This is a genomic window from Psychrobacter sp. NC44, assembly GCF_904846655.1.
Taxonomy (GTDB): domain Bacteria; phylum Pseudomonadota; class Gammaproteobacteria; order Pseudomonadales; family Moraxellaceae; genus Psychrobacter.
Genome location: NZ_CAJHBN010000003.1, coordinates 150,752 through 163,180 on the forward strand (window position 1 = coordinate 150,752; position 12,429 = coordinate 163,180).

8 protein-coding genes are annotated in these 12,429 nt (G+C 41.5%); 4 read left to right on the forward strand and 4 right to left on the reverse strand.

The window, feature by feature from the left end; genetic code table 11:
• Window positions 1-109: 109 nt before the first annotated feature.
• Window positions 110-1,675, forward strand: coding sequence for an SIR2 family protein (locus tag JMX95_RS03290; RefSeq protein WP_227675948.1), 1,566 nt, complete (start codon window positions 110-112; stop codon window positions 1,673-1,675).
• Window positions 1,676-1,864: 189 nt separating this feature from the next.
• Here JMX95_RS03290 and glyA read toward each other — a convergent pair whose 3' ends face one another.
• The 3 genes from glyA to JMX95_RS03305 form a co-directional block, all read right to left on the reverse strand.
• Window positions 1,865-3,121 carry a serine hydroxymethyltransferase gene (gene glyA / locus JMX95_RS03295; RefSeq protein WP_055123466.1) on the reverse strand — a complete coding sequence of 419 codons (1,257 nt, stop codon included), beginning with the start codon at window positions 3,119-3,121 and terminating at the stop codon, window positions 1,865-1,867.
• A 458-nt stretch (window positions 3,122-3,579) separates the two neighbouring features.
• Window positions 3,580-4,083: a chorismate--pyruvate lyase family protein gene (locus tag JMX95_RS03300; RefSeq protein WP_201552718.1), complete on the reverse strand. Its 504-nt coding sequence runs from the start codon at window positions 4,081-4,083 to the stop codon at window positions 3,580-3,582.
• A 65-nt stretch (window positions 4,084-4,148) separates the two neighbouring features.
• On the reverse strand, window positions 4,149-5,519 hold the full coding sequence (locus JMX95_RS03305) for a GNAT family N-acetyltransferase (RefSeq protein ID WP_201552716.1): 1,371 nt from the start codon (window positions 5,517-5,519) through the stop codon (window positions 4,149-4,151).
• A 734-nt stretch (window positions 5,520-6,253) separates the two neighbouring features.
• On the opposite strand from JMX95_RS03305, the gene JMX95_RS03310 reads away from it, so the two are divergent.
• The gene (locus JMX95_RS03310; protein ID WP_201539828.1) at window positions 6,254-8,473 is read left to right on the forward strand and encodes an NADP-dependent isocitrate dehydrogenase; all 2,220 of its coding nucleotides are present in this window, start codon (window positions 6,254-6,256) and stop codon (window positions 8,471-8,473) included.
• Window positions 8,474-8,904: 431 nt separating this feature from the next.
• Here JMX95_RS03310 and icd read toward each other — a convergent pair whose 3' ends face one another.
• On the reverse strand, window positions 8,905-10,164 hold the full coding sequence (gene icd, locus JMX95_RS03315) for an NADP-dependent isocitrate dehydrogenase (RefSeq protein ID WP_201560006.1): 1,260 nt from the start codon (window positions 10,162-10,164) through the stop codon (window positions 8,905-8,907).
• A 468-nt stretch (window positions 10,165-10,632) separates the two neighbouring features.
• Here icd and JMX95_RS03320 point away from each other — a divergent pair, with 468 nt between their 5' ends.
• Window positions 10,633-11,259: a pseudouridine synthase gene (locus tag JMX95_RS03320; protein ID WP_055123471.1), complete on the forward strand. Its 627-nt coding sequence runs from the start codon at window positions 10,633-10,635 to the stop codon at window positions 11,257-11,259.
• 264 nt (window positions 11,260-11,523) lie between these two features.
• Window positions 11,524-12,345: a DUF305 domain-containing protein gene (locus JMX95_RS03325; protein ID WP_201552712.1), complete on the forward strand. Its 822-nt coding sequence runs from the start codon at window positions 11,524-11,526 to the stop codon at window positions 12,343-12,345.
• Window positions 12,346-12,429 lie beyond the last annotated feature (84 nt).

Sequence of the window (12,429 nt, forward strand, 5' to 3'; positions counted from 1 at the left end):
ACTCATCTTTTGATAGTATTTCAAAAACTACATATATTGTGGTTAACCTATGAGAGATAAGGTAATATTGATTTTAATTACGAACAATTATCTAGGTAGAGAAACTATCATGTCAGAAACAAACATTGAGAGCCAATTAGCAAAAATACTATCAGAGTCACCCTCCGCTCCATTCTTGTTTATCGGCTCAGGTTTCTCTCGCAGGTATATCAATATGCCTGACTGGAAGGGATTATTGGAACATTTTTCAAAAAAACCATTCACAAGGTATCTAAGTAAAGTAGATGATAATTATCCAAAAGCAGCATTAGCTTTGGCTGAAGACTTTCATGAAGACTGGTGGGAAGATAATGAACAAAATCCTGATATATATAACTCTGAAAACTGGATAAATAAAATTGAAACTCCTTTAAAGTATGAGATTGCTAAATACTTACAAGATTACTCCATCGATGAAGATTCAATGCAGAACTCTGAATTAGTTGAATTGATGAACGATAATGTAGTTATAGACGGAATTATCACGACAAACTGGGACTTGTTACTTGAAAATATTTTCCCTAAATTAAAAGTGTATGTAGGGCAATCAGATATATTGTTTAAACATCCACAAGCAGTAGGTGAAATTTTTAAAATCCATGGTTGTTGCTCTAACTTTAATAGCCTTGTATTGAGTAGTAATGACTATGAAAATTTTAATGATAAAAACCCATATTTAGCAGCAAAATTAATCTCAATTTTCTTAGAAAAGCCCGTTATATTTCTAGGCTATTCCCTGTCAGATGACAATATCAAGAATATTCTCGAGAAAATTGAAAATGTCATTGATTCAGAAGATAAGATTATTAAACTGTCAAAAAATATGATATTCGTTAGTAGAGCAAATGGTGGTGAAGATGAAATGTCTCGCTTAGAAATGCCCATAAATGATAAGAGGCTTACATTTACACATATCAAAACCGATGATTTTGGCAAAGTTTTTAAAGCGCTACAGTACGCTGAAAGGAAAATACCTATCGATTTTTTAAGGATTTTCAAAGAGCAGATTTATAATATTGTCAATTCGAAAGAGAAAGCTGACTTAAGACTGAGACATGTTGATTTTGATAGCTTAATGGAAGGTGATGATATTGAATTTGTAGCTGGTGTTGGTGTAGCCTCTATCTCAGAGTTTGGAATCAAAGGGATATCTGGTATAACAGCTAAAGATTTGATAAAAGATATAGTATGTGATGATTTGCATATTTCTAGTGATGAAATCATAAAAATACTACCAAACTTAATAAAAAGAACGCCTACATACATACCAATAAGAAAATACTTAAATAGTGGCGACTTACAATTGAAAAATGATGAATTCACAGTAAACAAGAGATTAAAACTTTCTACAAAGAGCTATATTGATAAAATAACTAACTCAAAAAAAATGTCCACAGACCTCAAAGGTGTAAGTAACTATAATGATATTATAAATAGCACATCTTATGATGAAAACAAAAAGTTAGACTTGTTAGGAGTGTGGCTTGCTTCGAACAAGACTATAGAAAACTGTGCAAACATCAAGGAAGAACTTAAGAGTAATTATGACGAATGGGTTGCTAAGTCTAACTACAGTAATTTCAAACGCTTAGTCTGCATTATTGATGAAATAGCAAATAACGATCTGAAAACATAATATGATTTCTATTCCTAGCTTAACAATATAAAGCACATACATTCTATAAATTATTTATACTTAATCTAAAATATATATGAGCAAATGCAGCAATAGCTAAAAAGTCAAAACCAGCTGACCATAAAAAAACCGCCTAGCCATTCAGCTAAGCGGTTTTTCATTTAAAGCTTCAAACTCAAAGCTTAAGACTTACTGATTTTTTTCGTAAACTGGTAACTCTTTGCAGATCGCTTCTACTTTACCGCGTACTTCAGTAGCGACGGCTTCATCACCGCGGCTATCTAATACATCACAAATCCAACCTGCCAAATCACCCGCTTGCGCTTCGTTGAAGCCGCGAGTAGTGATTGCTGGCGTACCGATACGAATACCAGACGTTACGAACGGAGATTTTGGATCATTTGGTACAGCATTTTTATTCACAGTAATATGCGCATCGCCAAGCCATTTGTCCGCTTCTTTGCCCGTCATTTCTTGCTTAACGAGGCTGATCAGCATGAGATGGTTTTCAGTACCGCCAGAGATGATTTCATAGCCGCGGTCTTGAACCACTTTTGCCATCGCTTTAGCGTTTTTAACCACTTGCTGCTGATAAGTAGAAAAGTTATCTTCTAACGCTTCTTTAAAGCAAACCGCTTTTGCCGCGATGACATGCATCAACGGGCCACCTTGGTTACCTGGGAATACGGCAGAATTGAGCTTTTTAGCAAGTACTTCATCACGTGCCAAAATCATACCTGAACGCGGGCCACGTAAGGTTTTGTGCGTAGTTGTTGTAACCACATCAGCGAACGGTACTGGGTTTGGATAAACACCACCAGCAACTAGACCAGCAACGTGCGCCATATCTACTAGCAAATAAGCACCAACTTCATCAGCGATTTCACGGAAACGTGCCCAATCGACTACCTGTGAATACGCTGAAAAACCAGCAATAATCATTTTAGGCTTATGCTCTTTTGCCAAACTTTCAACTTGGTCATAATCGATAAGACCAGTGCCTTCGACCAAGCCGTACTGTACGGCATTGTAGTTCAGACCTGAAAAGTTAATGTGTGCGCCGTGAGTCAAGTGACCACCTGCGTCTAAGCTCATGCCTAGTACGGTGTCATTTGCTTCAAGTAACGCTAAAAATACGGCAGAGTTTGCTTGACTACCAGAATGTGGCTGGACGTTGACGTACTCAGCACCGAACAACTCTTTTGCACGATCAATCGCCAATTGCTCTACAACGTCTACATGCTCACAACCACCATAGTAACGCTTGCCAGGATAGCCTTCAGCGTATTTGTTGGTTAGATCTGTGCCTTGCGCTTCCATCACTGCTTGCGAGCAGTAGTTTTCAGACGCAATCAATTCGATATGGTTTTCTTGACGAACGCTTTCTGCAGCCATCGCTTCAGCAAGTACTGGATCAAAATCTTTGATAGAAATATCTTTAAACATAGTGATGTCCTAGGTAGTGACTGTCATTGAAAAATGTCGTTGAAAAGAAGCTTATAGGCTGCCCACAATAAAACAATTACTGTATCAACGTCGCTCAAAGTACCAGCGGTACTTTTACGCTCAGTTTTATGGTATGACCATTATTGTGAATTGAGTCTATTAGCAAAGATAAGTAGGAGTAAGCAGAGGCAATAGGCCTGTCATTAACTTGTCCAATTCGGCAATAAACTCGATACGCGTTGGCATCAAAATCATCGCTAAACATTAAGTGTAACATGAAAATTTGTGCGGTGAGCGCAAAAAAACCTCACTGTAAGCTGAGTGAATTAAATGGTGATATAACGCAGATAAATAGCCAATAAAATAAATGGTTTACCGCTATCATATTGCTCCTAGCCTGTTGTTGGTCAGCAGATTAGTAGCAATATTTATCTATTGACTGGCTACTTAACGGATATTTAACTGTCAGTAGTGACAAATGCTGGCAAGAAAGTTTCGCTGATCAGCAGCTGGCGACCATACCAATCATAACGTGTTTGCCGTTGCCAACCCTCACTTGTCTGCTGGATAAAACGCTGATTGGGCAAAGTCCGGCTGCGTTTAAATAACACATAACCGATGGGTGTGCCTTTGAGCTGCTGTAGACGGCGGGCGTTACCTTTGAGACTGGGTAACGGAAAGATACTTTGCGCGGCCACCCACGGGCGCGCGTCATTGCCATATAGTTGCGCTTCACGCACCCATGCTAGCATGGGACGATTTAGCATGGCACCTGTGACATTCAATTGTTTTTTTTGTGCCAATGACAGCAATCGGTAGCCCTCAAAGCTACGCTCCACGCGCAAGGGCTGCCCTGCTTTCACTTCCAACACCGCCGTGAGAGAGCCTGCGACATTGAGCCACGAGAGTAGCTCACTAGGAGGAGACAAATGAGTAAGACAAATAAAAGGAGTACTGGACATAGTTAACGGCTAATAGTGACATAATAATAAAAAAGAAAGCGAGCGGTAGGCGTATTAAGCAAAGCCTATTGATTGGTATCAAAGGCTGGCATATTATCCGCATTAAAGGGCAATGCCTCAAACGCTTGCTGACGATACTGCGCCATATGCTCACGGTCTTGGGCGCAAAAATTGGCGATAGCTGGCACAAAACGTGGGTCATAAATACGGTGGATAGAGTGTGTCGTCGTTGGAATAAAACCACGAACCAGCTTATGCTCGCCTTGCGTACCCGGATCAAAATACTTAAGCCCTTGCTCGATGGCAAACTCTAAACCTTGATAATAACACAGCTCAAAGTGTAAACTGTCGTACTCACCCAGTGCTCCCCAATAGCGACCATAAAGAGTGGCATTTTCGCTATGGCGATCATCGTATAAAAACAAGCTACTGGCGATAATTTCTCCAGAGGCATCTAACGCTTGTGCGAGCATTAAGTGCTCAGACATAGTCGCTGCCAGTGCCATAAAAAAATCTATTGTCAAATAAGGCTGTTGTCCACGTACTGCATAGGTCATCACATAACAATGATAAAAGGCTTTCCAGTCCTCGTCAGTAATAGCGGCACCGCATTTACGTTGGCAAATGATGCCTTGCTCGGCGACCTTACGACGCTCAGCACGGATGGTTTTACGTTTTTTGGCTTTTAGCGTCGCTAAGAATGCTTCAAAATCAGCAAACGGTTGGCAGTCTTGTAGCAAGTCTTTATTTTGCCATAAGAACTGGCAGCCTTGACGTTCCAGTATGGGCATGTCAATTGCGGTTGATTCTAAACCATTATCTTGAGCGGCTAGCAAATGCGCTACATCAATATCAGTAGGCATAGATGCCGTGGCAATTGTAGCCAATTCAGGCGTAATGAATAATCCGTGCCAGCTTGAGGCACCTACTTGCTGAGCAATATCATCGACGCCTGCGATAGCTGTCTTTATGATATCGGTGGTTAACGTCTCACCTTTTGCCAACCAAAGCCGCTGACCCGTAATCGGTGTATAGGGCACGCTGGTGACCAGCCTTGGATAATAATCCACCCCATAACGCGCATAAGCTTCTGCCCATGAATGGTCAAACACAAACTCGCCACGATGATGACCTTTTAGGAATACTGGCAACACCGCCACAGGATGCGTGACTGTTTGCGCAGCTTCGTTAATCGCAGAATGGTTTTCGCTATGGTTTTCATTATGATCAGCGTGGTCTATCGAGCTGTCGCTTTGACTATTTGCGACACGATGTACCAACACAAATATCGGCAACCAGCCTGCCTGCTCACCAATCGCGCCAGTGTCAGCTAACGCTTGCCAAAAAGCAAACGACATAAAAGGGGTATCGGGGGTTTGCCAGTCTGCTTGACTCTGCCAGCTGGTGTCATTGAGTAATGCATATTGTAAACTCATAATACTCACTATTTATTTTTATATGGGCGTAGTTTTTTATACCTTGTTTCGTATATGACTGGCCTAGCAAAATTCTACTCAAACTCTGTCACAATTATGCTCTCATCATTTTCAGATATTACGAATAAAATAGATAACAATGCGCTCTCGATAATAAAAGCCATCCCAATACAGTCACCTCTAAAAACATAGATAATTTGGTTTGTCAGCTCATTTCTGACAGAAGAGTAAGAATCACTTAGTCACGACTCATATCTATGATATGACTGGCAGTTTTTTGAATAATGATTGTATTATTCATCCTTTTATGACGAATATTAGCAGGCAGTGTTTGTATAGAAAGGATGAAATTTTTATCGATGACTGGTAGAATAAGGCTCTTAACAGCTTAATGTAATTAAGACATATTAGAAACAACCGAAAACACTACACTTAGTTCATTATGCGATATTGACATCGTATCAGATTTATAATCAGTTAACTATGATGTAGCGTCCGCACTCTATTTTTAAGTCATTCATATGAGCAGGTCGTTCAGACAAGACAGTCAAACTGCCGCTTAACGAAGAAAAATTCTAAGCAGACTCGATGGTTTCTAAGAAACTGTCTACAAAAAACTAGCGACACATTATTTAGTATCGTTGCATGATCCATTATTACGTCAGAGCTGCATGGAATTATTAACTTATATTTGAGCCTTATTATTAATTACAACTAAAAGGAATGCCCAACTAATGTCTAAAATTATTTATACAAAAACTGACGAAGCACCAGCGCTCGCAACCTTATCATTTTTGCCAATTGTAAAAGCTTTTACTCAAACAGCAGGCATCGAAGTTGAAACCAGCGATATCTCTGTTGCTGCCCGTGTGTTGGCTGAGTTCCCAGAGTACTTAACGGAAGAGCAGCGCGTTCCTGATAATCTGGCTGAGCTGGGTCGTCTGACTCAAGATCCAGACACCAATATCATTAAACTGCCTAATATCAGTGCTTCTGTTGGACAGCTAAAAGCTTGTATCAAAGAATTACAAAGCAAAGGCTACGCTATCCCTGATTTTCCAGATGATCCCAAGACAGAAGAAGAAGAAGAGATCCGTAAGCGTTATGGTAAAAGCTTAGGCAGTTCTGTCAACCCAGTCTTGCGTGAAGGCAACTCAGATCGCCGTGCACCAAAAGCGGTTAAAAACTATGCACGCAAGCATCCACACTCTATGGGTGAATGGAAGCAATGGTCACAGACCCACGTATCGCACATGCACAGTGGCGATTTCTATGCTGGTGAGCAATCTATCACTTTGGATAAAGCACGTACTGTACGTATGGAACGTGTTGCTGAAGATGGCACTATTCATGTCTTCAAAACAGGCATTGCCTTGCTGGATAAAGAAGTCATCGACTTAATGTTTATGAGCAAAAAATCATTGCTTGAGTTTTATGAGCGTGAAATGGAAGATTGCCGCGAAGCTGGTATCTTGTTTTCACTGCACGTAAAAGCCACGATGATGAAAGTATCGCATCCTATCGTGTTTGGTCATGCAGTCAAAACTTATTATAAAGATGCCTTTAATAAGCATGGCGCTTTCTTTGACGAGCTAGGTATCAATGTCAATAACGGCATGGCAAGTTTGTACGAAAAAATCGCTGAGCTACCAGCCAGTAAGCGTGAAGAAATCGAACGCGATTTACATGCTTGCCAAGTGCATCGTCCACGCCTCGCGATGGTTGATTCATCAAAAGGTATCACCAACTTTCATTCACCAAGTGATGTAATTGTCGATGCCTCTATGCCAGCGATGATTCGTTCAGGCGGTAAAATGTGGGGCGCTGATGGCAAAATGTATGACTGTAAAGCGGTCATGCCTGAATCTACCTTTGCTCGTATCTATCAAGAAATGATTAACTTCTGTAAATGGCATGGTAACTTTGATCCAACCACGATGGGTACGGTTCCTAACGTTGGTTTGATGGCACAAAAAGCCGAAGAGTATGGCTCGCATGACAAGACTTTTGAGGCAAGTGGTTCAGGATTGGCTCGTATTGTCGATGAAGATACTGATGAGGTATTGCTTGAGCAGCAGGTTGAAAACGGCGATATTTGGCGCATGTGTCAGGTTAAAGATGAGCCTATCCAAGATTGGGTAAAACTTGCCGTACGCCGTGCCCGTGAATCAGATACGCCTGTTATCTTTTGGCTAGACCCTTACCGTCCGCACGAAAACGAGCTGATCAAAAAAGTTCAAACTTACTTAAAAGATCATGATACTACAGGCCTACATATTGAAATCATGTCACAGGTTCGTGCGATGCGTTATACGCTAGAGCGCGTTGCCCGTGGTCTGGATACTATCTCTGCGACCGGTAATATTTTACGTGATTACTTGACTGACTTGTTCCCAATTTTAGAATTAGGAACCAGTGCGAAAATGCTGTCAGTCGTACCATTAATGAAAGGCGGCGGTTTGTTTGAAACGGGCGCTGGTGGTTCTGCACCTAAACACGTTCAACAGCTACTAGAAGAGAACCATTTACGTTGGGATTCATTGGGTGAGTTCTTAGCCTTGACCGTGTCTTTGGAGCATTTGGCCAGTCACGATAACAATGCTAAAGCGCAAATCTTGGCGGATACATTGGACACGGCGACAGAGAAACTGTTGTTAAACAACAAAGGTCCATCACGTAAAACAGGTGAAATCGATAACCGTGGTAGTCATTTCTATCTGGCGATGTACTGGGCACAGGAGCTTGCGGCACAAGATAAAGATGCTGATCTTAAAGCAAAATTTGCACCGCTGGCAGAAAAACTTGAGAGCAACGAAGCTGCTATCGTCAAAGAGCTGAATGAAGCTCAAGGCAAGCCTGTAGACTTAAAAGGTTACTACTTGGCAGACGAAGCATTGGCTGAACAAGCGATGCGTCCAAGCACGCTATTCAATGCAGCAATCGCCTCATTGTAATTGAGTCATGTGCTAATACAGCAAACAATTGGGCTTAATTTTCTTTATTTATAAAGATTTTTGAACCCAGTTAAGCAAAATAAAAACGCCGCTTAGGTCTCAGACTTAAGCGGTGTTTTTTATGCTTGAACATAAGACAGTACGTTTAAAACGTTACTTTTAAAATATAGTCAGAGCACTTTTAAACCGCTACGGTGTTACCCACCCTAGATGTACTCAGTGTACTATCTGCGGTCGGTCGCCTTGTAGCGATTCTAAAATTCCTTGACTATATCACTTATAAACAGCAAAAAACTGCCAATAAAAAAGCCACCTACATAACTGTAGGTGGCTTTTTGACATTGATAAGTTCAGCGATACTTTTGTGAATATTGATACTTTTATCAATAGTATAAAATTCTGATAACTGCTGACTCAGTGCTATATACTTTTTAAACATTCATGTGCTTGATAACCGCTTTACCAAACTCAGAAGTACTGAGCAAGATAGCATCTGGCATGAGACGCTCAAAATCATAAGTGACCGTTTTATTAGCGATAGCGCCTTGAATACCATTGATAATGAGATCAGCGGCTTCTGTCCAACCCATGTCTCGTAACATCATCTCAGCTGATAAAATTAATGAGCCAGGATTTACTTTATTCTGACCCGCATATTTAGGTGCTGTGCCATGAGTTGCCTCATAAACCGCAATTGCGCCGCCTTTGTTAGCGCCCGGTGCGATACCAATACCGCCCACTTCGGCTGCTAAGGCATCAGAGATATAATCACCGTTTAAGTTTAGCGTCGCAACGACTGAATAATCCGCAGGACGCATCAAGATTTGCTGCAAAAAGGCATCAGCAATGACGTCTTTGATAATAATATCATTGCCTGTTTTTGGATTTTTCATTGTCATCCAAGGACCACCATCTAATAATTCTGCATCGAAGCGTTCTGCGGCCAGCTCATAGCCCCATTCCTTAAATGCGCCTTCGGTATACTTCATAATATTGCCTTTGTGCACTAAAGTCACACTGGGCAAATCATTATCGATAGCATGTTGAATGGCTTTACGCACCAGACGCTGCGAACCTTCTTTGGATACTGGCTTGATGCCGATACCGCAATCATCATCGAAGCGGATCTTCGTAACGCCCATCTCTTCTTTTAAAAATTTAATAATTTTCTTAGCATCCTCACTGCCCGCTTTCCATTCGATACCCGCATAGATATCTTCTGAATTTTCACGGAAAATGACCATATCTGTCAGCTCAGGATGCTGAACAGGACTTGGTACACCTTCAAACCAACGAACTGGGCGCTGACACACATAGAGGTCAAGCTCTTGACGTACCGCTACGTTCAATGAGCGAAAGCCACCGCCAACTGGCGTGGTCAATGGGCCTTTGATACTGATAACATAGTCTTTTAAAATCTCTAGCGTCTCGCTTGGCAGATAGTCACCATCATATATTTTAGCGGCTTTTTCGCCGAGATAAGCCTCCATCCAAATGATGGACTGTTTGCCATGATAAGCTTTCTCCACGGCCGCATTAACCACTTTTATCATGACCGGCGTGATATCGACCCCGATACCATCGCCTTCAACGAACGGGATGATAGGATGATTGGGTACATTTAGCGACAGATCAGCGTTCACGGTAATTTTTTCGCCGTCTCTTGGGACGATAACCTTCTCATAAGACATGGATAAAACTCCTTGGTTGTATGTTAGATATCGCAAGCATCCTTAGCACTCTGTTATGCTAGCCACTCTATTATTATTTATGCCGCTTTAAACGTGGGTTAGCCAAACTAAAAACTCTGAGCAATAGGTCTGAGCAATAGGTCTGAGCAATAGGTAAGTTGCGATATGCTGATAAATGATTTAAAAAATAAATAAGTGAAATAGCGATGCACTGAATAATCATTTATTGACTTAACGATACTGTAAAAATCCCTTTAGTAAAATAGCATCCACACAGACTGTTATAATAACGCGCAAAATAACAAAGATACTTTATATAAAATCCACAAATTTGCCGCTTATAGCGTTGATTTAAAAAAACAACGTTTTATTAGGGTGTGTCCTCGTTTTAAAAATCGTAAATTGAGGACACGCCCTACCCTCAAAATATGCACAAAATAATGATTCAAATTTAGGAAATCCCAAACCATGTCAACCTCTAGTCTGATTTTATTCAATAAACCTTATGGGGTGCAAAGTCAGTTTCGTGATGACAGCAACAATGATCACACCACCCTATCACAGTATTTTACCGATAAGTCTTTACGGATTGCTGGTAGGCTTGATGCCACCTCAGAGGGTTTGCTGATTTTAACGAGTGATGGTCGAGTCAATAAAGCCATTACCCAGCCACCTTCTGCTGCTAATTTTGCAAAAAACCGTCATAAGCAAGGCAAAACTTACTTGGTGCAAGTTGAAGGCACAGCAACGCCAGCGCAGTTGAATGAGCTTGCCTCTGGCGTACATTTAAAAGATGGCAAGACACTACCGGCGACGGCTCTCATGGTAGAAGAGGCAAACTTACCCATTGATTTATGGCAACGTGAGCCGCCTATTCGTGAGCGTAAGAATGTACCGACTTCATGGCTCATGCTGACGATTTATGAAGGTAAGAATCGCCAAGTCAGACGCATGACAGCGCAGGTTGGACTGCCTTGCCTGCGTTTGATACGCTGGTCAGTAGCAGGGTTTGAATTGGGTGATTTAGCCGTTGGTGAGTTTGTGCGCATTCATCTCACTAGCGAACGCTGTCAGCAATTAGGCATTCTTGATTAATTGTTACTATCAATCTACTAGTATCTCATTGCTGATTGCTCGTGACTGGCATCTGCTTATTAGGGCATATCCTTATTTCTATCAGCTTTTTAGATCAGAATACGTCTTAGTCATTGGCTTTGGTAGCAATTAAAACCAATTACGACTTGCCAAACATCGCGTCTCGAACGAGCAAGGTTTATCTGCTAAGCTTCAGAACACCATTGTTTAGCTATCATAAGTCTCATCCACTTATCATTTAATTTTTTATTATAGGGATATGTTATGTTTGTTTCTCGTCGTTGGATTTTGTTGGCCACTAGCGTTTCTACAGCGCTTATACTGAGCGCCTGTCAGCCGACAAAAGACAACGATGACACAGATTCTAATGCAGCGACCCCACCTGTGACTGATATCGTCGATGCTCCAAATGACGTTGACGCTGATAACGACCTAGCAGCTGGCGAAAACAGCGCGGATGAGAGCCAAATGACCGATATACTCAGAGACTATACAAGGTCGATGACTAGAATGCATGATGAGATGATGATCGGTATGGGTTATAACGATCCTGATACAGCCTTTGCTAAAGCGATGCTTGGCCACCACCGCGGTGCCGTAGAAATGGCAAAAATTCAGCTGAAATATGGTACTGACGAAGAGATGCGTCAATTGGCACAAGAGATTATCACCGCTCAGCAACTTGAAATAGATATTTTGAATAAATGGCTTGCTAGCCACCCTGATACAGCCAAACCTAAACCCAACACTGAAGCGATGCAGCAAGCGTATGCCAGAAGCATGGATGTCTTAAATGGCGAGATGGTATTGGGTATCGCCGATCCTGTGCCTGACATGGCATTTGCACGTGGTATGCTGCCGCATCACATTGGCGCGGTAGCGATGGCAAACATTCAGCTGAAATATGGCACTGACGAAGAGATGCGTCAATTGGCACAAGATATCATCGATGGTCAGCAGACTGAGATTGAGCATATGCAACAATGGATTGCAGATGCTAATGCTAGTACCGATAAAAATACTAAAGAGATACAGGGCACAAGTGAAGCGGATAATCATCAGCAATCTGAGCAAGCTGCTTCTTAGGTGCTGAATTACTAAACGCTGACTTACCTATTAATTTTTATTACGTTTGAAAAAGACTGCCAGTCATTACACAAAACCCCTGCC

Coding starts and splice junctions, on each gene's coding strand:
- JMX95_RS03290 (WP_227675948.1), top strand. CDS start 110: ATGTCAGAAACAAACATTGAGAGCCAATTAGCAAAAATACTATCAGAG.
- glyA (WP_055123466.1), bottom strand. CDS start 3,121: ATGTTTAAAGATATTTCTATCAAAGATTTTGATCCAGTACTTGCTGAA.
- JMX95_RS03300 (WP_201552718.1), bottom strand. CDS start 4,083: ATGTCCAGTACTCCTTTTATTTGTCTTACTCATTTGTCTCCTCCTAGT.
- JMX95_RS03305 (WP_201552716.1), bottom strand. CDS start 5,519: ATGAGTTTACAATATGCATTACTCAATGACACCAGCTGGCAGAGTCAA.
- JMX95_RS03310 (WP_201539828.1), top strand. CDS start 6,254: ATGTCTAAAATTATTTATACAAAAACTGACGAAGCACCAGCGCTCGCA.
- icd (WP_201560006.1), bottom strand. CDS start 10,164: ATGTCTTATGAGAAGGTTATCGTCCCAAGAGACGGCGAAAAAATTACC.
- JMX95_RS03320 (WP_055123471.1), top strand. CDS start 10,633: ATGTCAACCTCTAGTCTGATTTTATTCAATAAACCTTATGGGGTGCAA.
- JMX95_RS03325 (WP_201552712.1), top strand. CDS start 11,524: ATGTTTGTTTCTCGTCGTTGGATTTTGTTGGCCACTAGCGTTTCTACA.